Annotated in this window: 21 protein-coding genes and 1 tRNA gene; 7 read left to right on the top strand and 15 right to left on the bottom strand. The window is 44.5% G+C overall.

Going from position 1 to position 26,064, the window contains the following annotated elements; translation table 11 throughout:
- Positions 1 to 236 precede the first annotated feature (236 nt).
- Positions 237 to 1,829 carry a CYTH and CHAD domain-containing protein gene (locus JMY03_RS04010; protein WP_201601274.1) on the top strand — a complete coding sequence of 531 codons (1,593 nt, stop codon included), beginning with the start codon at positions 237 to 239 and terminating at the stop codon, positions 1,827 to 1,829.
- 87 nt (positions 1,830 to 1,916) lie between these two features.
- Here JMY03_RS04010 and JMY03_RS04015 read toward each other — a convergent pair whose 3' ends face one another.
- Positions 1,917 to 2,432, bottom strand: a complete 516-nt coding sequence (locus tag JMY03_RS04015) for a L,D-transpeptidase (protein ID WP_201601276.1) — start codon at positions 2,430 to 2,432, stop codon at positions 1,917 to 1,919.
- A 131-nt stretch (positions 2,433 to 2,563) separates the two neighbouring features.
- On the opposite strand from JMY03_RS04015, the gene JMY03_RS04020 reads away from it, so the two are divergent.
- Positions 2,564 to 3,880, top strand: coding sequence for a hypothetical protein (locus JMY03_RS04020; RefSeq protein ID WP_201601278.1), 1,317 nt, complete (start codon positions 2,564 to 2,566; stop codon positions 3,878 to 3,880).
- Between the two features lie 368 nt (positions 3,881 to 4,248).
- Here the strand turns inward: JMY03_RS04020 and JMY03_RS04025 are convergent, their stop codons facing one another.
- Positions 4,249 to 5,487 (bottom strand): argininosuccinate synthase, encoded by a 1,239-nt coding sequence (locus tag JMY03_RS04025; protein ID WP_201601280.1) that lies wholly within the window; start codon positions 5,485 to 5,487, stop codon positions 4,249 to 4,251.
- 333 nt (positions 5,488 to 5,820) lie between these two features.
- On the opposite strand from JMY03_RS04025, the gene pyrC reads away from it, so the two are divergent.
- From pyrC to JMY03_RS04045, 4 genes are all read left to right on the top strand, one after another.
- Positions 5,821 to 6,900, top strand: coding sequence for a dihydroorotase (gene pyrC, locus JMY03_RS04030; protein WP_201559281.1), 1,080 nt, complete (start codon positions 5,821 to 5,823; stop codon positions 6,898 to 6,900).
- Positions 6,901 to 7,112: 212 nt separating this feature from the next.
- Positions 7,113 to 7,790 (top strand): ribonuclease T, encoded by a 678-nt coding sequence (gene rnt, locus JMY03_RS04035; protein WP_227675516.1) that lies wholly within the window; start codon positions 7,113 to 7,115, stop codon positions 7,788 to 7,790.
- A gap of 113 nt (positions 7,791 to 7,903) precedes the next feature.
- Complete coding sequence (locus JMY03_RS04040) at positions 7,904 to 8,101, top strand: hypothetical protein (protein ID WP_025643870.1); 198 nt, start codon at positions 7,904 to 7,906, stop codon at positions 8,099 to 8,101.
- A 52-nt stretch (positions 8,102 to 8,153) separates the two neighbouring features.
- Positions 8,154 to 8,229, top strand: a tRNA-Glu gene (locus tag JMY03_RS04045).
- 278 nt (positions 8,230 to 8,507) lie between these two features.
- Here JMY03_RS04045 and JMY03_RS04050 read toward each other — a convergent pair.
- The 11 genes from JMY03_RS04050 to JMY03_RS04100 form a co-directional block, all read right to left on the bottom strand.
- Complete coding sequence (locus JMY03_RS04050) at positions 8,508 to 9,128, bottom strand: BLUF domain-containing protein (RefSeq protein ID WP_201601282.1); 621 nt, start codon at positions 9,126 to 9,128, stop codon at positions 8,508 to 8,510.
- 413 nt (positions 9,129 to 9,541) lie between these two features.
- Positions 9,542 to 10,291: a 2-C-methyl-D-erythritol 4-phosphate cytidylyltransferase gene (gene ispD / locus JMY03_RS04055; protein WP_201601284.1), complete on the bottom strand. Its 750-nt coding sequence runs from the start codon at positions 10,289 to 10,291 to the stop codon at positions 9,542 to 9,544.
- A gap of 81 nt (positions 10,292 to 10,372) precedes the next feature.
- On the bottom strand, positions 10,373 to 10,687 hold the full coding sequence (locus JMY03_RS04060; protein WP_025643876.1) for an FtsB family cell division protein: 315 nt from the start codon (positions 10,685 to 10,687) through the stop codon (positions 10,373 to 10,375).
- 77 nt (positions 10,688 to 10,764) lie between these two features.
- Entirely contained in the window at positions 10,765 to 12,081 is a 1,317-nt protein-coding gene (gene eno / locus JMY03_RS04065; RefSeq protein WP_201601285.1) for a phosphopyruvate hydratase, read from the bottom strand.
- Between the two features lie 112 nt (positions 12,082 to 12,193).
- On the bottom strand, positions 12,194 to 14,548 hold the full coding sequence (locus JMY03_RS04070) for a heavy metal translocating P-type ATPase (protein ID WP_201601287.1): 2,355 nt from the start codon (positions 14,546 to 14,548) through the stop codon (positions 12,194 to 12,196).
- Between the two features lie 216 nt (positions 14,549 to 14,764).
- On the bottom strand, positions 14,765 to 14,989 hold the full coding sequence (locus JMY03_RS04075; RefSeq protein ID WP_201559353.1) for a heavy-metal-associated domain-containing protein: 225 nt from the start codon (positions 14,987 to 14,989) through the stop codon (positions 14,765 to 14,767).
- 199 nt (positions 14,990 to 15,188) lie between these two features.
- Positions 15,189 to 15,443, bottom strand: coding sequence for a cation transporter (locus tag JMY03_RS04080; protein WP_025643884.1), 255 nt, complete (start codon positions 15,441 to 15,443; stop codon positions 15,189 to 15,191).
- Positions 15,444 to 15,483: 40 nt separating this feature from the next.
- On the bottom strand, positions 15,484 to 16,359 hold the full coding sequence (gene kdsA, locus JMY03_RS04085; RefSeq protein ID WP_201601289.1) for a 3-deoxy-8-phosphooctulonate synthase: 876 nt from the start codon (positions 16,357 to 16,359) through the stop codon (positions 15,484 to 15,486).
- Positions 16,360 to 16,458: 99 nt separating this feature from the next.
- Entirely contained in the window at positions 16,459 to 17,553 is a 1,095-nt protein-coding gene (locus JMY03_RS04090) for an RNA-guided endonuclease InsQ/TnpB family protein (RefSeq protein ID WP_201601291.1), read from the bottom strand.
- A gap of 182 nt (positions 17,554 to 17,735) precedes the next feature.
- Positions 17,736 to 19,370, bottom strand: coding sequence for a CTP synthase (locus JMY03_RS04095; RefSeq protein WP_201601293.1), 1,635 nt, complete (start codon positions 19,368 to 19,370; stop codon positions 17,736 to 17,738).
- Between the two features lie 230 nt (positions 19,371 to 19,600).
- On the bottom strand, positions 19,601 to 20,737 hold the full coding sequence (locus JMY03_RS04100; protein ID WP_068036869.1) for a porin: 1,137 nt from the start codon (positions 20,735 to 20,737) through the stop codon (positions 19,601 to 19,603).
- 178 nt (positions 20,738 to 20,915) lie between these two features.
- Here JMY03_RS04100 and JMY03_RS04105 point away from each other — a divergent pair, with 178 nt between their 5' ends.
- Complete coding sequence (locus JMY03_RS04105) at positions 20,916 to 21,797, top strand: IS982 family transposase (protein ID WP_201595979.1); 882 nt, start codon at positions 20,916 to 20,918, stop codon at positions 21,795 to 21,797.
- Between the two features lie 229 nt (positions 21,798 to 22,026).
- On the opposite strand, the gene JMY03_RS04110 is transcribed toward JMY03_RS04105, so the two are convergent.
- Together JMY03_RS04110 and JMY03_RS04115 are read right to left on the bottom strand one after the other, a co-directional pair.
- The gene (locus JMY03_RS04110) at positions 22,027 to 23,136 is read right to left on the bottom strand and encodes a porin (protein ID WP_201601296.1); all 1,110 of its coding nucleotides are present in this window, start codon (positions 23,134 to 23,136) and stop codon (positions 22,027 to 22,029) included.
- Positions 23,137 to 23,727: 591 nt separating this feature from the next.
- Positions 23,728 to 25,932, bottom strand: a complete 2,205-nt coding sequence (locus JMY03_RS04115) for a malate synthase G (RefSeq protein WP_201601299.1) — start codon at positions 25,930 to 25,932, stop codon at positions 23,728 to 23,730.
- Positions 25,933 to 26,064 lie beyond the last annotated feature (132 nt).

Here is a 26,064-nt window from a genome sequence, read left to right on the forward strand (position 1 = left end):
TTGTCGGTATTCGATACGGTTATCGTAGATACTGCATCTGTGCCAGCTTACTTTTATAATGATCCTTGGGTATGCTAAGTAAAAATAATAGATATAAAGCTAACGGAAGCTATCACTACCTCGACTCTAGTCTCAAGCAAAACTTTACTTGTCATTCACTGACAGCGTTCATAGGATAGATATAATATAAGTATAGAGGTAACATAACTATTATTAGAACGATAGGAGACATCATCGTGCAAGAGATTGAATTGAAGTTCTTAGTGCCGCAAGCGCGTCTAAAAGGTCTTATGCGTCAAGCAAAAGTAAAATCCTCACAGACGACAATGATGTCCGCTCATTATTTTGATACGCCTAAGCAAGAGCTTGCCAAGAGCGGCATAGGGCTGCGTATTCGCTTAGAGGGCGATGAATGGGTGCAGACTATCAAAGCTGGCGGCGATGGCATTGCCGCGCGTTTAGAGCACAATATGACTCTAGATAGTGAGCTGGTGCAGACGATGCTAGAGACGGATAGTTTATTGCCGGATTTAGCTATATATAAGGAAACCGCTATTGCTCCAGCTCTTTCAGACTTTAAACTCAAAAAAATCAACAAAAAACTAACTCGTCAATACATCACTGATATCGAGCGCACCACTCGCTTATTAGTAGATAAAGAAAAAGTAGTCGCTGATAAAAAGAACAGCGTAGAGGAAAGTACGGTAAGTACCATTGAGGTGGCTTATGATCAGGGTCAAATTATTCATGGAACAGATAACTCAAAAGTACAGGACATACAAGAGATAGAGTTTGAGCTGGTCTCAGGCGATCTAGACTTTTTATTCACTACGGCAAAAGTATGGTGCAAACGCTATAAGCTGTGTCTATCAACAGTCACTAAAGCTGAGCGTGGCAGCCTACTTCTCAATGAGCAAGACTTTAGCTCTGCCGTGCACGCCAATCTAGGCGCACTGAGCATCGATGCAGACAGTAGCATGCCGGCGTTCATGCGTGCAGTCGTTCATAATTGTCTATTACAAATACTGCCTAATAGTAGTGCCATCGCCGCTGGCAGCAACGACAACGAGCATGTGCTACAGCTACGTATAGGCATACAACGATTACGTACTGCCCTAAAGAGCTTCAAAAAATTCTCCGAGCAGCTCAATCCTGAATGGCTACCTATCCTAAAACAAACAGCGACTCTTCTAGGCGACTATCGTCAGCTCGCTTATTTAGTCACTGATATAGAGCCAACACTACAGCATGCTGGTGCGCCTAGCGTCGATTGGAGTGCTGATATCGACAACATGAAAATAACACCCATCGACGCCGTTCGTGCTAATGACTTCCAGCTGACTTTGCTTGAGCTTATCGCCTTTACTATGAGTGATGCTACTCAAGAGCCAAGAGCCCATAAATGTGCGCAAGATAAATTAGCAAAAAGACTCTCCAAGCAGCATATTAAGCTGCTTAAGGCTGAGTATGATTTTGAAGATATCATTTTGGAGGCGTCTACTGATGATACTGATCAAAGCGCTGCTATCCATGAAAAAGCGCACCAACTGCGTAAACATCTCAAAAAAATGCGCTATCTCAGTGAGTTTGCCGCTCCTCTATACTCAAAGAAAAAAAGCAAACGTTGGCTAAAACGTCTAACAAAAACGCAGCGAGCGCTCGGGAAGTATTTAGACCATCAACAATATCAGCATTATTATCAGCAAAAATCTCACACTGACACGCAAGCTCTATATGGCGCCGGATGGTTTGCCGCGCAGCTAGAACCTGATACTAAACGCTGCAAAAAACGTTTGACTAAGCTGCAAGATGCAGCGAGCTTTTGGTAGAACTCTGATTTCCTAAATGGTTATAGATAGAAGAGTCTAAGTTTTATACCTTAAAGCCATTTAACCCTAAAAAGGCACGCTCTCATGCTAACCCTTTATAAGCGTGACGGGCGTGCCCTCTTCTACTTGCGCAAATAACTCGATGATATCGGTGTTTCGCATGCGCACGCAGCCATGCGAGAGTGGTACACCCATCGGTTCACTATCAGGCGTGCCGTGAATATAAATATAGCGCTGATAGGTATCGCAGCCGCCTTGCTCGTTACTGCCTTTATTGATGCCCTCCTCTAAGCCTTTAAGCCATAAAATACGGCTCAAGATCCAATCTCGCTTTGGCTGTAGACGCCCCAACTCTGCGTCATATACCTCACCAGTAGCAACGCGTCCGACAAACACCGTATTCATAGGCGCATCGTCACCAATTTTTTGGGCAATAACATGACGACCAAGCGGCGTGCAGCCACTATCTTGTTGGCTACCGATACCGTTTTTGGCAGTTGAGATATGATAATGATTACCCGCTACTTCGTTGCGATATAGCGTCAACGTCTGCGCCTCGATGTTAATGACCACTGCTGTCTTTGGTATATCGGTATTTTTCATATATAAATCCAAATAAAATTATTAGCGCTATCAACAACATAAAAAACCCCTAAAATTTTCTAATATTAGGGGATTGTATCCGCATGACTTGCACCGTAAGATATATAAACACTTTTTGATGCTAGCAGATTATGACTACTATTTCACCGACACGCGTGTCGATGTATGATTTTTTGTATCAAGATATTCAGCCTCTGACTTCTTTATTGGCTGATACTGCCACTCTCTCACTGCCGCAAACCCGTATAGCCGTCAATAGCGGCATACAGGCCATCCTTGCCGCTTTGTTAGCCTACCAGCAGCGCCACCAAGCGCAAGCGGTGAATAAAAAGCTGTTCTCACGAGCAGCAGTTAAAGAGCTACGCCAGTATAATGCGATGAATTTTGCGACGTTAAGTGCCACGCTTTATCACCGTCAAGATGTCACTGAGACTTTATTCATTGATAGTACTCGTGTCAATAAGGCTTGTGATTATATTGCCGATCAGGTCGATGCGAGCGCCGCGCAAGTCAAAGTCCTTCTTGGTACTTTAACTATTATTGTATTGCGCGAGTTGGCTATTTTGACAGAGTATAGTCAATTGGATAATGAAGAGTTGGATAAATGGTTCGCGCTACAGCCGCAATTCTTAACCAAGCAGCGGTTTGCAGCAGACTCAGCAGCGAGTATCAACAGCCATGCTGACACTCAAGTGCTGACAAACGCTAGGTCTCCAACGAAACCTGCAGATAGTGAGTTATCCAAGGCTACAAACCCGGAAGCGCTAAGCGCTAAAGTAACAGAGACTGAAATAACAGACACTGAAATGACAAACGCTGAGAGTGCTAACAGCGAACAAACAGATTCGCAAGCACTTGATATCAGACCACCAGCGTTTGACCCTTACTGGTACGAGCTGACAAAATTTGCGCCTAATCTGGCTGCTTCTGGGCAAGATATGCAGCAAGCGACGTCCAATTATTTAAAAGTAATAGGCCGCTCGCCTGAGAATGTGCAACAAGGTCGGCATAATGATTTGCTCGTCTTTACCCAGATGCCTAATATCAGTGTGCCGCATCAGCGCTGGCTGCTACAGTTGGCTAAAATCTCTGATATCTATCTGAATCGTCGGCGCCTACGCATTGCCTCTGAGCCTATCAATCCGCCTAGCGCGCCATTAGTCAGCTTAGCGTTGATCGGTGGCAATAGCGATAACACACCTGCCACTACGAGCGAGACGCCGATTGAGTACGAGCCTGCCGCGCCGCTTTGGAAAAACCCCGTTATTCTGATTATCGTTTTGGTTATCGGCGCGCTCAGTGCTTTGGCTGCGCTGAAATATCAATCACAACAATCAAGCGGAGCAATAACCGCAACTGAAGCGGTCATAGAACACGATAAAGCCGAAGAGCGCGAGCAACAGGACGTCGCTATTGTAAAAGTCGATGACGAAGAGGATGCTAAATAACTCTAGCGATAAAAGCCTTTTTGCATAAAAAAAACAGAGACTATCAGTCTCTGTTTTTTATTAGGGCGTGTTGAACATTCGACCATGGCACTGACAGCGACTATTTTTTAGGCGATTTGCAGATAAAAATGGTAAGTTTAGTCGTTCTAAGCGTCTATTTTTATCAATAAAGCGGCAAAAAATAGTCCTGTCCCTGTTGTTGTCGTGAGGGCTGATGCTAAAATCGCCCTAGTCGTTGCGAAAATCTAACCAATGCAGTAAGCATTATCTGCAATTTTCACTTAGACTAGAACTATTTTAGCGATCAGCAGTGCCCATTTGTGAATGTTCAACACGCCCTATAAGTCTAAAAATACCATTGGGTCGTTTTATTTAGATAGATCGCGACCGCGACTGGCTTCGATCGCTAAACGTAGACCGTTTAGACGAATGAAACCTTCAGCGTCTTTTTGGTCATAAGCACCGGCGTCATCTTCAAAAGTGGCGATCTTTTCGTCAAATAGTGAATCATCTGATTTACGGCCAACGACGCTCACGCAGCCTTTGTACAGCTTCACACGTACCGTACCGTTGACATACTCTTGCGACTTGTCGATAAGCTCCTGTAGCATAAGACGCTCAGGGCTGAACCAATAACCGTTATAGATAATCTTGGCATAGCGTGGCATGATCTCATCTTTTAGATGTGCCGCTTCCCGATCTAGTGTCAAAGACTCAATGCCGCGATGCGCTTTTAGCATGATAGTACCAGCTGGCGTCTCATAGCAGCCACGCGACTTCATACCGACGTAACGGTTTTCAACGATATCTAAACGACCAATACCATGTTTGCCGCCAAGCTCATTGAGCTTAATCATCACCTCATAAGGCTTGAGCGCTTCGCCATCAATAGCAACGAGATCGCCTTTATTGTATTCAAGCTCTAGATATTGCGGCTCATCAGGCGCCTCTTCTGGGCTCACTGACCAGCGCCACATATCCTCTTCTGCTTCCATGTATGGATCTTCTAATATACCGCCTTCATAGGAGATATGCAGTAAGTTTGCGTCCATAGAGTATGGAGATTTTTTCTTATTACCAGCGTAATCGATTGCGATATCATGCTCTTCAGCATATTTCATCAAGCTCTCACGGCTTGATAAATCCCACTCACGCCAAGGCGCGATAGTGACAATATCAGGAGACAAAGCGACCGCGCCTAGCTCAAAACGCACTTGATCATTGCCTTTACCGGTGGCACCGTGACTGATGGCATCAGCATCGTGTTCTTTAGCAATCTCAACCAAACGCTTGGCGATAAGCGGACGAGCGATAGACGTGCCAAGTAAGTACTCGCCTTCGTAGATGGCATTAGCGCGGAACATTGGATAAACATAATCACGAGCGAACTCTTCACGCAAGTCTTCGATATAGATATCTTTGATGCCCATCGCTTCAGCTTTGGCACGCGCAGGCTCAACTTCTTCGCCCTGACCGATATCGGCGGTAAAGGTGATGACTTCTGCATCATAGGTTTCTTGCAGCCATTTGGCAATGATGGACGTATCAAGACCACCTGAATAGGCTAAGACGATTTTATTGATATTTTTTGGATCAAGTTGCGCCATAAATAACTCCTGTCAGTATAATGAGCGGTAAGTAAATATAATTAGTGATAAATAATATAAAAAAACACGAACAAAGATGAAAACTGAGTCAAAAATAGATTCCATCTCCAGTGTACATCATATTTGCTATAGGCAAAAGACTAACAGCGCGCGCAGCTTAAATCATCAGGCTAAGCAGTCCCCAGTTCGACTGCCTTTGCCAATAATTATGTAGAGATGTGCAGCCACATATTCAGTCAAGTCAGTAAACCTGTTATGATAGCAAAACAATAAATGTGGTTTTATCAGAGCATTTTTACGCCTTTTGTCTCATCAATTAACCTATTGAGCGCTATGATTCCTATTACTGATTCGATTACAGAGTTAACCATCCTGCAACCAGATGACTGGCATCTTCATTTACGTGATGATCAGGCGCTTGCGACGACAGTGCCGCATGCAGCGTCCAGCTTCAACCGCGTTATCTGTATGCCAAACCTCGTTCCTCCTGTCAAAAACACTAATGATGCGCGCGCTTACCGTGAGCGTATCTTACAGCAGCTACAAATCAGCGACATTCCAAAGGAGCGTAAAGCTGCCTTTGATCCACGTATGACTCTGTATATGACCGATCAGACGAGCGTACAAGATATCGAAGCTGCCGCTCAGTCCGGCATCGTACAAGCAGTCAAGCTCTATCCGGCTGGCGCTACGACCAATTCCGCTGATGGCGTCACTGATATTAATGCTCGCGCTGATATCTTTGAAGCTATGGAAAAGCACAACTTACCGCTGCTCATTCATGGCGAAGTCACTCATGACCATGTCGACATCTTTGATCGAGAAAAACGCTTTCTAGAAGAGGTCATGGGGCAAATCATTGGTAAGTTCCCGACCCTGAAGATCGTCATGGAGCATATCACGACCAGCGACGCCGCGGACTTTGTATTGTCACAAGGCAATCATGTCGCCGCAACCATTACTCCGCAGCATTTGATGCTCAATCGCAACCATCTATTAGTAGGCGGTATCAGACCACATTTATACTGTCTGCCTATCTTAAAGCGCGAAAGCCATCAAAAAGTATTACTAGATGTCGCCACAAGTGGTAATCCAAAATTCTTTTTGGGTACCGACTCTGCCCCGCATGCCACTCATAAAAAAGAAGCTGCGTGCGGCTGCGCTGGTTGCTATAGCTCAGAGGTGGCGCTAGCTTTATATGCCACAGCGTTTGATAGCGTCGGTAAGATTGATAAACTCGAAGGCTTCGCCAGTCGTTTTGGCGCTCAGTTCTATGGGTTAGAGCTGAACTCTGAGACAGTCACTTTGACTAAGACTCCGATGCAAGTCCCAAGCGCTTATCCTTACTTCGATGGCTCTACCCTCACTCCGCTGATGGCCGGTGAAACACTACCTTGGTCTATTAAAGCCTAACGAATAGACCAGCCACCCTCAAGCTGCGCCAACCCGCGCAGCTCATTAAGCCGCCGCAAAACGGCCTCCTCACTGATGATAAAAAATTTTAGATGATTATGACTATGCAAAGCGAGATAACTTCGTCCACCGAAAACTCAATGAGTACGGCAAATAAGAATAAAAGCAGCACTCCTGCAGCAGACCTAGAGGCCGTCGAGTCACCGGCACCGATGACTCTAAAAGAGCGTTTTCGTAAGTTTATGCCTGTTGTCGTCGATGTCGAAACCGCAGGCTTCAACGCTCAAACCGATGCCCTGCTTGAGATTGCTTGTATTCCGATTCTACTAAATGACGAGGGAGTATTCTATTTAGGAGAAGCATTAAACGCGCATATTGAGCCATTTGCAGGCGCGAATCTAGAGCCCAAAGCTTTAGCGTTTACTGGTATTGATCCTAATAATCCTATGCGTAAAGCCATCGCTGAAGATGAGAAGACAGCGCTGCGTCGTATTTTTAAAGCGCTCAAAGAAGTACGCCGTGAGCAAGAGTGCCGTCAATGCGTCTTGGTCGGCCATAATGCTCATTTTGATTTAGGGTTCTTAAACGCTGCGGTACTACGTACCAATAGCAAAAACCACAGCTCTTTTCATCAGTTTTCAGTCTTTGATACGGTTACTTTATCCGCTCTAGCTTTTGGCCAGACCGTGCTGGCACGTGCGTGTAAGGCTGCAGGATTGGAGTTCGATGGTAATGACGCCCACTCAGCGCTTTATGATACGCAAAAGACTGCTGAGCTTTTTTGTCATATTCTCAACAGCTATCCGATGCTCGCTAACGCCTTGCATACTGATATGCCAGAACCAGAGCCAGACGACAAACCAGACGCTACCGATGAGCCAGAAGGCTAATAAAACTGCTACAAGGGGTTGAATAGCATTTGTAATCTTTAGCTGACTTCGCTTGCTCGTCAGATGCAATTATGCGTATGATGAGTAACAGAGGCCATTAAAAGGATTTTGCTATGGACCCACAAACAAAATTATGGGCGACCATTCTAGGTTATATGATTTTGGCAATAACGATTAGTGCTTGTACTTCTTTATGGATTCGCCATCATTTAAAGAAGAATAATCTACATCCTCGCCGAGCACTAAAAAAAAGATATTTAACCCTCAAAAAACGTAGAAAAAAGCTTGACAGTAAGCACAGACGCTATTAAAATGTGCACCACTTCAGCATAAACGGTGAAAGCAGCTGAAGCGTATGACCTAGTCCCCATCGTCTAGAGGCCTAGGACACCGCCCTTTCACGGCGGTAACGGGGGTTCGAATCCCCCTGGGGACGCCATATTTTAAAATACTTATTTTTAGTAATAAGCATTTTTGAAACCTTCAAAGTCTATTAGATTTTGAAGGTTTTTTTATGCTTAAAAATTAATATCCTTTCTATCCTGAGTCTAAGTGCCCCTTAGTCCAAGTGCCATGCAATTCTCAATGGTCAGCAGCTCAGTACTCACAAAAGCTATTAAATTCTAAAGCTTAAAGCAAAAAACCAGCCAACGCGCGACGTTAGCTGGTTTTATAAGGGTGTTATTAGACTAGGTTATGGAATTTTGGATATTATCTTTATAGCTTATCTGACAACATAAACCATAATAAAGCCAAAACAATCAGTATCCCTAATACGCTTTGAATAAGGAAAAAGGCTTGATGCTGGCCGACAACCTTATTTAAAGTGACACCTAGTGCACTATACTTAATAGGCTGAGTGTCGATTTTGTCCTCTATTTCTTGATATTCGTAGTAGCCTTGTAGGATTTCTAACAACTTCGCCCAATCATTAGAAGTCCATTCATAAGGCTTGAACGGTAGAAATACTTTTACTTTAGGATCTTTAAGCATCCAGCGCTCAAGGATGATTGAGCGTAACGACCAGCCAGTAAAACGGCGCTCAGTAATGGCCGAAAACGCTAAAGTCTGTATATCCTTGTGTCTATTGTCTTTTAAGATGCGGTTTTTGAGATTCGTTAAAGCCTGCTCTGAGCCTTCGATATACTGAAAAAAATAGCCATTGCCATAGCAAAGAATACCCGAGATATTTTCAGCTTTATTATGTGCAATTGAGACTTCAGCAATATCGTTGAGGGTACTCGCGCCAGATAGCCCTATAGAAGTAATACGACTAATATAGATGAATTGGTAGAGATCAGTTGTGTCTGAGCGTCTTACTGCATTGAGCTTTGACAATTAGATTCTCCTTATTATGGTATAAACCTATAATTGAGTGGCCAGTCTATTAATAAACAAATGCTTGTATTTATGATTGTAAAATCCTAGCAAGATTAATTAGGACTGTAATGCACTATTATATATATTATAAGTTTTTTAGTGTAATTGTATAAACTTAGTTACATCATAGGCTCTTATGGTCAACAAAGCAAACAAACTCTGCTGTAAGCGCTAAATAATTGTAATTGAGAGGATTTTGATAGTTTTTGGAGACAAAAACAAAGAGGAGCGGACTACTGGCTCTGAGAGGAAAAAGGTTATTGTCTAACTTAGCTGCTTTATACGTATTATTTTTGAAATATAAATATATTTTATTACTATATAAAATGACTGTCTTTTACTATATTTGAGAACTTTTGTTTGTTTTATCTTCAAGGTGCTTGGGCGGTTAGAATAGCAGCTAGCACTATTGCGTCATCAGGAAAGGTTAATTTTATATTTTGGCGACTACCCGTTACTAAGCGAATAGGCAACTCTAAATACTCAAAGGCGCTCGCTTCATCAGTGATATGTAACTGATGTTCGTTAATATAGTCTAGTAGGTGGCTCAGCTCCCCGACGCGAAAGACCTGCGGCGTCTGTGCTTGCCACATGTGCTGACGGTTAACGGTAGTTTTTATATAATCGTTACCATTAGTACAATGGTCATTATGATCATCGAGCTGCTTTGCAGGTAGCGCTGTAGATAGCTTCAAGGTATCAGCGACGGGAGCCGCTAAGATCGCGCCATAAGGTTCAGACATGGCGGCTGTAATAACGCTATCAATGTCTTCAGTAGGCACAGCTGGACGGGCGGCATCGTGGATTAAGACGAGATCGCTTTTATCAGCGCCACTACCCAGAATAGCGCTGACGCCAGCGCGCACCGATTGCCAACGCTCTGCTCCGCCTACGACATAATTCATCGGTAGCGTATATGTCAAGGTAGAGGCCACTTCATCGTCGGCTGCGATGACAAGATAACAGTGGTCTATATAACCACTAGAGGCTAGTCGAGTCACGCTATGCTGTAATAACGTTTGCCCGTTGATTTTCGTGTACTGCTTGGCAATAGCTGCGCCAAAACGGTTGCCGCGACCGGCCGCGACAATCATAGCGTGTATATTCGGAGTAGTATTCATGATAGGGCTATCATCGATATTTAAAAGGGTGAGAAGGTGGAGATGCAAATATCAGCTGAAAGTAGCTTTGTTTTCTGATAATTATGGATTATAGCGAGTATGGGTCGTAGGAGCGGTAGATATCTGAACGAAGGTTTCATTAGGCTTAATTAGTCCTAAGTCTAAGCGCGCGTGCTCTTCTACGGCTTCTAGACCTGTCTTCAAATCATGGACATCAGTGCGCAGCAGCTCATTAGCCGCTATCTGATTGTCATTAGATTGCTGCTGCTCTTCGATCTGCGCCAACAGCTGCTTGCTAGCAACGCGGCCATTTTCACCTAGCCAATACTGATACTGTAGCCCTAAGAGTACAGCAATGGCTAAAGCTAAGAGCATGAATTGACTAAAATACTTCATAAAAGAGCTTCACATTATGATAATAAAAGGTCTCTTTCTAACCCAGTAGAAAAAGACCGTTTAGCGACCAAGCAGTGTTAACCGCGCAGGCCTATGAACTCATCAGCGCCGCGATAGCTGGCTCGAACCTGCTGCTCAATACGCAAGAGTTGGTTATATTTCGCAACGCGATCTGAGCGGCATAATGAGCCGGTTTTGATTTGGCCAGCAGCTGTACCGACCGCTAGATCAGCAATAGTGCTGTCTTCGGTCTCACCTGAACGATGCGAGATAATAGTCGCGTAGCCGTTGTTTTTAGCCATATAGATAGCATCTAACGTCTCAGATAACGTACCGATTTGATTGAACTTAATCAAGATAGCATTGGCGATATGTTTATCGATACCTTCTTGCAAGATGGCAGGGTTGGTGACAAACAAGTCATCACCCACCAATTGTACTTTGTCACCGATTTGTTCAGTTAGGTATTTCCAGCCATCCCAGTCTGACTCATCAAGGCCATCTTCGATAGAGATAATCGGGTATTGACGCGCTAGATTGACCAGATAATCAGAGAAGCCTTGGCTATCAAAAGTCTTATTACCCTCGCCTGCCAAGATATATTTACCGTTTTTATAGAACTCACTAGCAGCGCAATCAAGCGCTAAGTGAATATCATCGCCCGCCTTATAGCCGACTTGCTCAATCGCTTGCATAATAACGGTAATGGCTTCTTCGTTGCTACGCAAATTAGGAGCAAAGCCGCCTTCGTCACCAACGGCAGTATTTAAACCTTGTGATTTTAATACTGATTTTAGGCTATGGAAGATCTCTGTACCCGCGCGCAGTGCTTCTGAGAAGCTTGAAAAACCTACCGGCTCAATCATAAACTCTTGAATATCGACGGTATTATCGGCATGCTCACCACCATTTAGGATATTCATCATCGGTACTGGCATCGTCAAAGAAGTCTGATTACGCAGATTGGCGATGTATTGATGTAGCGGTAGGCTCTGTGATTTTGCCGCAGCTTTAGCAGTTGCTAAAGACACCGCTAGCATAGCATTAGCGCCTAGGCTTTCTTTATTTTCAGTACCGTCAAGCGCAATCATCGCATCATCGATCTTTTGCTGCTCTGTGACGTCTTTATCCATCAGCGCGCTGCGGATTTGGCTGTTGACGTTAGCGACGGCTTTTTTGACGCCTTTACCTAAGTAGCGATCCTTATCACCATCTCGTAGCTCAAGCGCTTCGCGAGAGCCTGTTGAGGCACCACTTGGCGCGGCGGCGCGGCCTATAGTGCCATCAGCTAAGATAACATCCGCCTCAATCGTTGGATTACCCCGTGAGTCTAAAATCTCACGAGCGCGAATGTCTTTAATTGCCGTAACGTTAGTGATTTCTTCAGCGTACATAATGTCTGTGAATTCCTTTGGTCATGCCAAGTGTGTGGGATAAAAAAGGGAAAGTATAATGAGCTTTGATAGTTGGCATCATAGCATAAATTCGATTAAATTTTCTGGCACTTTATTTAGCTTCAGCTAGTTTTTTAGGACTTGAAACTCGTGTTGTGTCATCCAGCTCGACTTGGGTTTTAAACCGCGTTAGGCGTAGCGCGTTCATTAATACAGAGATAGAGCTTAGCGCCATCGCTGCCGCTGCAATCATAGGATTTAAAAAACCGAAAGCTGCAAGCGGAATACCTAGGCAGTTATAGATAAAAGCAAAGAATAGATTTTGCTTGATGTTACGCAGTGTGGCGCTGGCAATTTTTTGCGCCGCATCGATGTGCATCAAGGACTCACCCATCAAGCGCGCGGAAGCACTGTGCTGCGCGACATCTGTACCCTCAAACATGGCGAAGCTTGCATCAGCGGTTGCCATAGCAGGAGCGTCATTCACCCCATCGCCTGCCATCGCAACCTTGTGGCCTGCGGTTTGTAATTTAGCAATTTGACTGGCCTTATCTCGCGGGCTCATGCGACCATAAGCCTCATCAATACCCAGCTGCCAAGCCACATGATCGACCACAGATTGCTTGTCGCCACTCATTAAGATGACTTTGAGTCCGGCCTCTTGTAGGGCACTAATCGCTTGCGGGGTATCTGCTTTTAGATCATCTGCTAAGGCAAAAGCGCCGAGCGGCTCATCATTGATACTCACGGCGACTGTACTAGCAATTTGCCAAACTTTTGGCATCAGTCTAGGCAGCTTTAAACTCGCAAACTCAGCGATACCGACTTTGACTATCCCTAAACCTTCGATAGTCGCCTGAATACCTGCGCCTTTGACTACATTTATATCTGTTACGGGCATGAGCTGTAATTGGCGTGCGCTCGCCTCATTGATGAGCGCCGTCGCTAGCGGATGGCTAGCATGTGCCTCAACGCTAGCGGCAAGCTGCAATACATCGTCAGCCACTATCGATTTATCGACCATCATCTGATCAACGATAGCCGGTTTTCCAAGGGTTAACGTCCCTGTCTTATCAAGTACGACCGTATCAATATGACCTGCCGCCTCAAGGCTTTGCGCATCTTTGAACCAGACGCCATGCCTTGCTGCTACTCCCATGCCCGCCATAATCGCGGCAGGCGTTGCCAGCCCTAGCGCACAAGGGCAAGCAATTACTAATACCGACACCGCATGCATAAGCGCCGTATCGACCATCCCTGTCAGCCACCAAGTGATGGCAAAGGTAATAATAGCAATAGCTATCACCACCGGCACAAAGATAGCGGTCACTCTATCAGCAAGGCGAGCCAAATCTGCTTTGGAGCCCTGCGCATCGCTCAGCGCTTGTACCATGTCGCCAAGCTTGGTATCACGGCCTTTAGCACCAACTCGGTATAATAAACTGCCGTTCTCGACCAAAGCCCCTGCTAACAGCTCATCACCCACTTCTTTTTTTATTGGTACCGACTCGCCTGTTAGATGACTCTCCTCACACCAGCCGCTGCCCTCAATCACTGTGCCATCGGTAGCAACGCGGCTGCCTTGTTTGGCGCGTAAGATATCGCCCATCTTCACCTCAGCTAGCGGCAGCGCTTGAAAACTGCCATCCGCCTGCTGTAGCTCGACCTCATCTGGTGTCAAAGATAGCAGTAAATCAATGCTATTCAAGCTGTGCTTTTTGGTACGCTCTTCTAGATATTTGCCGGTGCGCACAAAGGCGATGACCATCACCCCCGCTTCAAAATAAACGCCTAGACTCTCCGCGCCATGACCGCTAGCATGTCCGCTTTGTAGTAAACTATTTAACGTACCATCGCCGTGCGTCAGCCATAGATAAGTGGAGTAGCCCCAAATGGCCAAGGTGCCGATGACCACAAGTACATCCATATTAGCCAAACCGCCTTTGATCGAGGCCCAAGCGCTACTATAAAACGGCAGCGCTAAACCAAACTGGACGATAGTTGCGAGTATGAACTGTATCCAAACCGGCGGCATCCACGCCATACCTTGGCCGGTTAGCATACCTGCCATACCGACCAAAAAAGGCATCAAGCACACCCAAAGGGCAATTAAGCGCCAAGGCCATTTAGTCGCGGTATCTTCATCAGTTTTGGCAAATAAGCTATCGCCTGCCTGCAAATTGGCGACAAAGCCAGTCTTATTGACCCATTCTGCGATTTGCTCAGGCGTAGTTTGTTCAGGATTATAATCAACGTTCGCCGTCTCGCCGGCAAAGTTGACATTGACCTTATAAACCTCATCCTTTTTATTCAGCACCTTCTCGATCCTAGAAGCACAGGCCTGACACGACATGCCGTCAATCGCTAGCTGTAGATGAGCGCGCTCTGGCTGCAAGGCCGTATTGGCCTGAATATCAGTATCTACTTCGTAAGATTCGTCAGTAGCGGTGCGGGAATAATCAGTCATGGGAGCACTCATTTAGCGATAATTAAAGAATAAGTATATTATAGTAGTTATAAGATTAGGCTTTACAGACGGTTTTCAAGTGACATTGACCGGTTGAGTACTGTCAGTCGTTTAAACCAAGCGCTTACAGCGATTTGATTCGAGCTATAAAACAGTGAGCTACAAAAAAAACCAGTCATTTAAAATAACTGGTTCTGCTAGCAATTAAAGGGATACTTATGAATTAGCGACGCTGGCATCAAACCCTGCATCGTCGATGGCAGTGGCGATTTTTTCTGCACTAGTTTTTGCGTCATCAAAAGTAACCGTAGCCTGATTATCTGCTAAATCAACCGCGATACTGATAACGCCATCCATACCAACGGTAGCGCCATGCACACTATCTACACACTTCTCACAAGTCATACCGTCGACTTTTATAATTCTCGTTTGATTTGCCATATTCGGCTCCTTATTATTATCTATGAGTTATTGTTCATGAGTTAACTGCTCACTATTAGTGATTATAAATAATGAGTAGCTGCTATATACGGTAAGATATATTGGTGCTAACAACAAGGGTGTTTGGTTAACACTTTATTAGTGTCTGTTAAGTTGTCACTTACGATAAATAAAGTCCGCTCTATGTATTTATAAACCATTATTCCATGTTACGCGGGTTCTGCGGCGCATCAATAGGAAAAGGCTGGGTGACATAATCCACCATGCTGATAGCAGCAGTAAAGGCATGAATACTCGTATCGGTATCATCATAGCGAATTAGCGCGATATTCGTAGCAGCATCAAGCTCAACCGCAGTAACCCCATCGATATTTTTGAGCGCTGTCATCACCCCATCAATGCCCTCTTGGTCATCGATATTTTCAATACTAACCTTTGCCGTTTGAATAGCCATCGCTTTATCCTTCTACAACCGTTAAAAATTGACAGATACCTTACTGAGTATCTAACACCGCAAATCCTTTGACTAGCTCATCAATCTGCTTTAGCTGACGCAAGAAGGGCTCAAGCTGACTGGTACGTAGCGCACAGGGGCCATCACATTTAGCTGCTTCAGGGTTGGGATGCGCTTCTAAAAACAGCCCTGCAAGCCCTGTCGCCATACCAGCCCGCGCCAGCGTGGTTATTTGCTCACGGCGACCACCAGCACTATCACTACGCGCGCCCGGCTGCTGCAAACTATGGGTCACATCAAAAAACACCGGCACATCCATTTGCTTCATGGTATCAAAGCCGAGCATATCAACGACTAAGTTGTTATAACCAAAGGCGCTGCCACGCTCGCATAGGATGAGCTTGTCATTGCCAGCTTCTAAGCATTTATTCATAATATGACGCATCTCATGCGGCGCTAGGAACTGGGCTTTTTTGATATTAATAATAGCGTCGGTCTTAGCCATCGCTTCGACCAGATCGGTCTGACGCGACAAAAAAGCCGGCAGCTGAATGATATCGGCCACTTCAGCGACAGGCTGCGCTTGATACGGCTCGTGCACGTCAGTGATAATCGGCACTTGCAACTTCTCTTTGATTTGTCCGAGCCAATCTACGCCTTGCTCGAGACCTGGGCCACGAAACGAGTGCAGACTTGAGCGATTGGCCTTATCAAAGCTGGCTTTAAACACATAACCAATTCCTAAGCGCTCGCAAATCTCGATATACTGCTCAGCGATCTCAAACGCTAGCTCCTTAGACTCCAAGACATTCATGCCGCCAAATAGTACAAACGGCTGATCGTTACCAATATTAATAATGTCGTTGTTGCCGCTTTTAAGCTCAATATGCGACCGCGCAGTTAATAGATTATCCATAAAGTCGTTACCTTCGTTATTATTATCTCTAGCTCATATTGTAACCGATAGCAGATTAAAGAAAAGTGCTTGATTGCAACAGTTGACTTCCTCCCCTCCCTAAACGGAGGGGATTCCTTCTACAAGACGGTCAAGCCCGACCGCAAGAATGTTTTTGGCCGCGTTAATATCGCGGTCATGAGTGACACCGCACTCGCATATCCATTCTCTTATTCCAAGATCTGCTCTAACTTTCGGACTGTTTTGGCGTGAGCCGCAACACGAACAAGTCTGGGTGGTGTAACTTTCATTAACTTCGATATAGTGACAACCTGCATACTTGCATTTATAGTCCAGTTGTCGCTTCATCTCAAACCATCCTGCGTCATAGACAGACTTAGCTAGTTTGCTTGAAGTAAATGAGCTTGATTGAAGTTTACCGACCACTATCAAGGCGTTGTCCTTAATCAGACTGGTGGTAAACTTGTGAATTAAGTCTTGACGAGTGTTTTTTATCTTGGCGTGAATGGCTTTTACGCGCTTTTTATGGTTTGCTCTTTGAGCAATGGTAAGTTTTTTAGCCCATTTCTGGGTTTGCTTAATGGTTAGCTTGTCGCCTTGGCTGCTGGTAGCAGCATCCTTACACCCTAAATCAACACCAACCTTACCATCACCACCTTTAACCTTAGGAAAGTCTTTAACGGTGATACAGGCATACCAGTGGCCGCGATTGTCTTGCACTAGCTCCAGAGTATTGATGCTGTACAGGGCTAGATTATAGCTGTCCCATAGATCTATTGTGAGTTTTTTACCCTTAGCGAGGCTTAGTTGGATAGTGGACTTAAGGCTTTTCTTGCCTGATTGACGGGTTGCTAAGTGCTTAATGGCAGTCTTTCTAAACGGAATCCAGCCCAAGCTTCTTCTCTTGGCTTTTGGATTATTAGTACGCCAGTTGAGTTTGGCTTTTTTAAACTGTTTACGGGATTTAGCGTGAACCTCACTGATCGCTTGCAAGGTTTGACTGTGCAGATTTAGGTATTCACTAGCCCCTTTGGTGTAAGTGGCCAAGTCATAGGCTGAAAAGAATTTGCCTGTGCGCTTAAGATGTTTAAAACTAAGCTCATTGACGTAATTCCAGACAAAGTTGACCGCACCAGCTAAGATATTGAGCTGCTTGGCATGTTTGTCTTTGGTGCGTAGTTTGAGCGTTTTCATAGAATGATTATGATCTCAATAAGCAGAGTTGACAAGGTAGATGTCATCTTAGGTGACAACGGTTGACGCCTTACATCCATGCCCTAGAAGGACATGGTTTTACAGCGTTGGTGATAAAAAAAGACCAATCCGAAGATTGATCTTTTATTCAAGCTCATACAGTGTACGAAGTCTACTTACCGCTACTTTGCACTGCTATATTTATTCGCAGCATTCACAAAGCTATTAAACAGCGGGTGGCCACCGCGTGGCGAGCTAGTAAATTCTGGATGAAACTGCACTGCGATAAACCAAGGATGCTCACTGATCTCGACTGACTCAACCAAATGCTGCTTGGCAGAGTAGCCTGAGATTTTCATACCATTTTGCTCAAGCGGCTCAATATAGCGGTTGTTCATTTCATAACGATGACGATGACGCTCGCTGATACGTGTTGCGCCATAAATTTGGCTCAGCTTGCTGCCCGCAACCAACTCTGCTTGCTGCGCGCCAAGGCGCATGGTGCCGCCAAGATCTGAATCATCGCTACGAATCTGTAGCTCGCCGCGCTCATCCAACCATTCGGTAATCAGACCAATAATCGGCTCAGCAGTTTTGCGGTCAAATTCAGATGAATTGGCATCGATTTTTAGCACGTTACGGGCATATTCAATGACTGCCAGCTGCATACCTAAGCAAATACCCAAGTACGGTACGTTGTTCTCACGTGCATAGGTGACGGCTTTTAGCTTACCGACTGTGCCACGCTCACCAAAACCACCTGGAACCAAGATAGCATCGGCTTGCTTTAAGCGCGCAAACAGGCTGTCATCTGTTTCTAGACGTTCAGCATCAATATAGTCGATGTCTACAGACACCTGATGGGTAAAGCCAGCGTGCAATAACGCTTCGTTGATGGATTTATACGCATCAGGTAGCTCGACATATTTGCCAACCATAGCGACAGTGACTGTCGACTCTGGGTTGAGCTGTGCTTCAACGACTTTGTCCCAATCACTAAGATCTGCTTCTGGCACATCAAGACCAAAACGCTCACAGATAAGATCATCAAGGTCTTGCTCATGTAGCGTACGCGGTATTTGATAGATACTTTGCGCGTCTTCGCACATGATGACCGCGCGCTCTTCGACATTAGTAAATAGCGCAATCTTACGGCGATTGTCAGGCGAGATATGATGATCCGAGCGGCAGATTAAGATATCAGGCTGTAGACCGATAGAACGCAGCTCTTTTACTGAATGCTGCGTTGGCTTGGTTTTAGTCTCACCAGCACTAGCAATATACGGTACCAAAGTAAGATGCATTAGCATGGCTCTATTACGACCAAGCTCTACTTGCATCTGACGTACGGCTTCCATAAATGGAAGTGATTCGATGTCACCAACGGTACCGCCAATCTCGATAATCGCGATGTCATAGCCTTCGCCACTGGCAAGAATTTTACTTTTGATTTCATCAGTGATATGCGGAATCACCTGTACCGTACCACCCAAATATTCACCGCGGCGCTCTTTATTCAAAACGTTTTGATAGATACGACCACTGGTGAAGTTGTTGCTCTTACTCATCTTAGAGTGGCGTAAGAAGCGCTCATAATAGCCCAAGTCCAAATCGGTCTCAGCGCCATCTTCGGTGACGAACACTTCGCCATGCTGGAACGGACTCATCGTACCTGGATCGACGTTGATATACGGATCCATTTTGGTCATCGTCACGCTCACGCCACGTGCTTCAAGGACTGCGGCAAGAGAGGCTGCGGTAATACCTTTTCCTAGTGAGGACACTACCCCACCGGTCACAAATATAAACTTGGTCATAGTACTCTGTCGGTAATTGGTAAAGAAGGATTTTACTAAAAATACGCCACAAAATATAGGGCAAAAGCGCAAACTCTTTAAAACACTCAGTTTTTAACGCTTAATTGTCATAAGTGCGTAATCATCGTAAATACGTAGCTATTATAACCCACTGCGGCTTTAAAAAGGTCACAACAAAAAAACTCACCCCGAAGGATGAGTTTTTTATAATACGTTTTCTAATGTTTAGATTAGAATTTGTATTCTAGACCAGCACCGACCACGAAGACGCTAGCATCACCACGCGCTCTGACAAGAATATCTTTATCACCGTCATCTTGACCAGCAATGAAAAGATCATTTTTTAAGTCTGCAGTGTTATTACCGACATAAGCATGTGCAATTATATTCTTTCTAAAGCTATATTTACCGCCTACGACGATTTGATCTGAATTATTTTCATTAATGCCTCTTAAGTTATCCGTTTTATTGTACTGTGCATATATTGAGGCTGGACGAGCGAGGTTACTTAGACCCATCTCAGCACTTAATATCAATCCTTTTTCAGTTTCATTAGTATCATCAAAATCAGCTTGTTGGTATAGAGCGCCCACTTTTACTGGATAAGCAACATAATTACTTAGATCGACAGTAGCCGTCCCACGGATCATATCGCCGCCCGTATTAGTACTACTGGGATTTTTAGTAGCCAGATCACTCTGATAAGCAACACCAGCCGTAAAGCCATTGCCTGGATTAAATAGTAATGAGGCACCATAGCCGCTGTCACGACTATTATCGTCAGATATAAAGTCTTCATCAGCACCATACTGCAACGCAAGCTCTAATGGTAACTCATTGTATTTAGGCGCTTTCCAGACGATAGAGTTATTAACTCGGTAACCATCAGCTAAGGTTAAAGCATTGGCTAGTGTATTTTTGCTTAAACTACTAGCACCCACATTGTCCCAGTAACCTTCATTGACCGTGACATTATCGATATAATCAACGACTGAGTAGTTACGACCAAAGCGGAATTCGCCAAGGTCTTTATTCTTTAGACCCAGATAAGTATCACGGCTTTTAAAACCGATGTTACTGCTGCCACTATCATCAACCTTGATTCCATACTCTAATTGGTAGATCACATCAGTATTGGCAGTCATGGCTTCAGAACCTTTGAAACCAATACGTGAAGATTTTGATGCGATTTCTACTGAACTGTTGTCTTCATTAATGCTTATACTACTATCGTCCATAGCTTCTCGTTCGAATGAAGCATTGACATAGTTGGCGGTAACAAATGCTTTGCCATAAACAGTCGGTGCCGCTTGAGCTGTAGATACTAATAGCATTGCGACTGATGAGGCTAAAAATAGTTTTTTCAAAAGACATCTCCACTTTACAATTTTTTTGATAAATTGGCTAAGATTGGCCGATATATATAATGGCAGGGTGACTACCCTATAGAACATTTACCCCACTCTCAACTTCGAAAGTGATTGAAAAAAGAAGAGCACCTCACTAATCTATTGTTTTCGACCAAGAATACAATGGAGTTGTGAGATGCCCATAGACGAATTTATCATCAATATCTATTTAATGGTAGAGCAATATTACAAAATAGTCGTCACCAAACCCTTGCGAAGTGCAGGTTACGCGCCAAAGCTAAGTGATCCTGAGGTTATTTGCATGGAGATGGTCGGTGAATTTTTACACCTTGATCAAGACAAACAAATTTGGCAATACTTTACCCAGCATTGGCAAGACTGGTTTCCAGCCATCGGCTCATACCCTAACTTCGCAAAGCACTGCGCCAATCTGTGGCAAGTCAAACAGCAGATACAAGATAAAGTCAGTGAACTTGAGGGCCGTGACAACATTCATTTTATGGATGGCTTTCCGATACCCGTCTGTCATTATGGACGCGCTTATCGGCATAAAAACTATCAAGACTTAGCGGCTTTTAGCTACTGTGCGGCTAAGCAAGAGAGGTACTATGGCTTTGAAGGACATTTGCTTGTTAACTTATCGGGCATGATTAAAGGCTTTACCTTTGCTCCTGCCAATGTTGATGAAAGAGCGGTTGCCCCAGAAATCACCACTCATATTCATGGGCTACTTGGCGCTGATAAAGGGTATATCAGCCCTAGTCTGACATCGTACTACGACGCTCAAGGCGTGGATTTACAAACGCCACTCAGAGCCAACATGAAAGAGGATAGACCCAAACCTGTGGTAAGGCGGCTAATGAAAGCCCGCCGTATCGTTGAAACAGTCATTGGTCAGTTATCAGAACGATTTAATATACAAAAGGTACGAGCAAGAGATTTATGGCATTTGTCTCATCGATTGATTCGTAAGATTCTTTCACACAATCTGTGCTTTGTACTCAACAAAAAACTTGGTAACCCGCCTCTTCAGTTTGATTTGCTTATTTCAAGTTGAGAGTGGGGTACATTTATATATATGAGCTAGAAGCATTACTTAGACACAACTTTACCAACCAAATATTACAGTAAGGTGAAAAAACCAAAATTTACACAAATGTTATTATTAATTTTACGGATTCTGTTATTTAAGACACGCTGTTGTTCAAGACACAGTATTGATTACAAAACAAAAAAAACTCACCCCGAAGGATGAGTTTTTATATGCTATTTACTTGCGTGTGATATTAGAATAAGTATTCTAGACCAGCACCGATAGCGAATACATCAGCGTCGCCACGTGCATCAATCACTTCACCGGCTTGATCAGTTTCAGCATCTCTTACGATGAATAGACCGTTGTCTAGGTCAGCTGAGTTTTGACCGATATAAGCGTGAGCAATCATGTTGTCTTTGAAAGAGTACGTGCCACCCAATACAACTTGGTCTGAGTCATTGCCGTTAAGACCACTTAAGTTTTCAGTTTTGTTGTACTGAAGGTATACAGTTGCTGGACGAGCAAAGTTAGCCAGACCCATTTTAGCACTGATGATTAAACCATCTTCTTCATCTGCACCATCATAATCAGCTTGCTGATATAGTGCACCCAATTTTACTGGATAAGCACTGTACTTGCTCAAATCGATAGTCGCACTACCACGTAAGATCTCACCATCGATACTCATGTCTTTATCCATGGCAATACCAGCAGTGAAGCCGTTACCTGGGTTGTACATCAATGATGCACCATAACCATTGTCACGATCATTGCTATCAGATACAAAAGCTTCATCAGCACTGTACTGTAATGCAAGCTCTAATGGTAGATCGTTGTATTTAGGAGCAAACCAGATGATAGAGTTGTTGATACGGCTACCATCAGTAAGGGTCAATGCTTCGCTCAATGTCCCTTCATCAAGAGAGCTTGAGCCGATGTTGTACCAATAGCCTTCAGTAACAGTTACGTTGTTGATGTAATCAGATACTGAGTAGTTACGACCAAAACGGAACTGACCGAAATCTTTGTTGACTAGACCAAGATAAGTGTCACGGCTTTTGAAAGCGATGTTGTCTTCGCCAGAATCATCGATATTGATGCCATACTCTAACTGATAGATAACATCAGTGTTAGCAGTCATAGCTTCAGAACCTTTGAAACCTAAACGCGAGAGGTTTGAGTTGATTTGTACTGAATCGCTGTCTGTACTGATGCTAGTATCGCCGTCCATAGTTTCGCGATCAAGTTCAGCATTTACGTAGTCAGTAGTAACGAATGCTTTACCATATAAGGTAGGTGCTGCTTGTGCGGCAGATACAGATAGGGCTGCGATTGCTGATGCTAAAAGTAGTTTTTTCATGGGGTATCTCCACTTTACAATTGTAGTAATGAGCAAGCTATAAGTAACTGGCGCCCATAATGGTATCGTCACAAATCCTCAAAGATATAATGTGTAACTGGCTACCGAGATTAGTCAGAAACAAGTGTGGCGAAGTTCTATTACAGTAAGATAAAAAACCATGACTCACATGACTGGGATTAAACAACGTAACTGCCATGTAAACTTAAGTCTTATGCGTCCTACTGCGTAACATCCGTTACCAAACTCATACTTCGAGTATAAGCATAACAACTTTGACATAATTTGCAACATTTTTTTTAACATTTAGCCCTAATTCTTTCACTTTTTATTTCACTATTCGCGGAAATAAACTTCGTGATTCTAGTTAGTCTTTCATAAGGATTAGAAGGTAGCTCAAAGCTGTGTATTAAGAGATATGTTAACCATAAAAAAGCACCCCTATCGTCTTAATAGGAGTGCTTGTACTAGCGACTTACGATTGTAAAGGTATAACACCCCTACTCATCTTCTAGAGCGAATAGGAGGGCTAATAACGCGTCATATAAGATAATAGACTAAAACCTTATATGACAGCTTTGAGCCGCTTACTTAGCAAGCGCTGCTAGCTTTTAGATCACGGCGCGCTTGATGCAGTAGTGGCTCAGTGTAACCACTAGGCTGCTCGCGACCTTTAAATACTAGATCACAAGCCGCTTGGAACGCATAAGAGTTATCGAAATCAGGTGCCATATTTTGGTAACTAGGATCGCCCGCGTTTTGCTCATCGACGACTTTTGCCATACGCTTCATGGTTTCCATGACTTGCTCTTCGCTTACTACATTATGATGTAGCCAGTTGGTGATGTGCTGGCTTGAGATACGTAGAGTCGCACGATCTTCCATTAGGCCGACGTCATTGATATCTGGCACCTTTGAGCAACCAACACCTTGGTTCACCCAGCGCACGACATAGCCCAAGATGCCTTGAGCGTTGTTCTCAAGCTCTTGGCGCTTCTCTTCTTCGCTCCAATTGGCCTCACTGGTCAAAGGAATAGTCAAGATATCATCGACATTGGCGCGGCTACGCGATTTTAGCTTGTCTTGTACGTCTTTTACGTTGACTTGATGGTAATGCATGGCATGTAAGGTTGCACCCGTTGGTGACGGTACCCAAGCCGTGCTAGCGCCTGACTGCGGATGCGCCGCCTTGGTCTCCATCATCTCTTTCATCTCATCAGGCTTAGCCCACATGCCTTTACCGATCTGAGCGCGGCCTTGCAGACCTACCTCAAGACCGACATCGACGTTCCACTGCTCGTAAGCTGGCTGCCATGCTTGCGACTTCATCTCACCTTTACGTACGAATGGCCCTGCATTCATGCTGGTGTGCATCTCATCGCCTGTACGATCCAAGAAGCCGGTATTAATGAAGATGACGCGCTCTTTAGCTTGACGAATAGCGTTCTTTAGATTGACCGTCATGCGGCGCTCTTCGTCCATGATACCGATCTTTAAGGTATTACGCTCAAGACCTAATAAGTCCTCAGAAGCATTAAATAAGTCATTGGCCATCTTCACTTCATCAGGGCCGTGCATTTTTGGCTTAACGATATACATAGAGCCTTTGCGTGAGTTTGACAGCTTAGTCTTGCCTTTTAGGTCATTTAGGCTCAGTAATGGCGTCACTAGAGCGTCCATGATGCCCTCAAAGATCTCTTCTTGCCCCTCGCCCAAATCCACTAAGATAGCTGGGTTTTGCATTAAGTGTCCGACGTTACGTAGTAGTAGCAAAGCGCGGCCTGGCAGGACTAGCTCGCTACCATCTGGTGCAGTATAAACGCGGTCTGGGTTTTGCTGACGAGTGCGAGTCTTACCGCCTTTCTCAAAAGTCTCTTGCAGATCGCCGTTCATTAGGCCAAACCAGTTACGGTACACTTCCACTTTCTCTTCAGCATCAACTGCGGCGATAGAGTCTTCGCCATCTTGAATGGCAGTGATAGCCGATTCGAGTAGCACATCTTTGATACCTGCTGCATCGTCTTTACCGATTGGGCTGTCTTTATCGATCTGAATCTCGGCGTGCAGATTATTGTTCTTGAGTAGCACCGCTGTTGGACTGCTTGCCTCTCCCATGTAACCTGCAAATTGCTCTGCATCTTTAAGCTCAGTACTACTGTCGCCTTGAGTGATTTGTAGCTTGCCATCGACCACTTCAAAACCAGTAACCTCAGTGTAAGAGCCGGATGCAAGCGCAAAGTTTTCATCTAAGAATTGCTTGGCATAAGCCACGACAGCGGCGCCGCGAGTAGGATTATAGCCGCCTTTAGCCTCTTGACCGTTCTCATCACTGATAACGTCAGTACCATAAAGCGCATCGTACAAGCTACCCCAACGAGCGTTAGTCGCGTTCAAAGCATAGCGAGCGTTACGCACCGGTACGACTAACTGTGGCCCTGCGATATGAGCGATTTCTTCATCGACATTCTCAGTTGAGACCTGAAAGTCCTCGCCTTCTGGCAATAAGTAGCCAATCTCTTGTAAGAATTGCTTATACTTTGCAAAGTCGACTTCGCCGCTATTAGTAGGGTTATCTAGATGCCATTGATCAATCTGCTTTTGCATCTCATCACGAGTCGCAAGCAGGGCTTTATTACGCGGAGTGAACTCTTTGACTACCTTTTCAAACCCTGACCAGTAGCTCTCTGAATCGACGCCTACTTTTGGCAGTACTTCGTTTTCGATAAAGTCATACATCTGCTTATCGATAGCAAGGCTGCCTTTTTGGATGCGATTGGCGTTTAAATCCTGACTCATAATGATATCCTTGTAATAAGTTTAGGGAGGCGCTTGAGCAATAAAGGGTGCTTAACTGAGATTATCGTTATACCTTTATAGCGAACAAGCATTTAGAAGTCTTATAATCAATGTTCTTATATGAATGATAGG

Origin of the sequence: Psychrobacter submarinus (assembly GCF_904846685.1) — a bacterium.
GTDB classification, from domain to species: domain Bacteria; phylum Pseudomonadota; class Gammaproteobacteria; order Pseudomonadales; family Moraxellaceae; genus Psychrobacter; species Psychrobacter submarinus.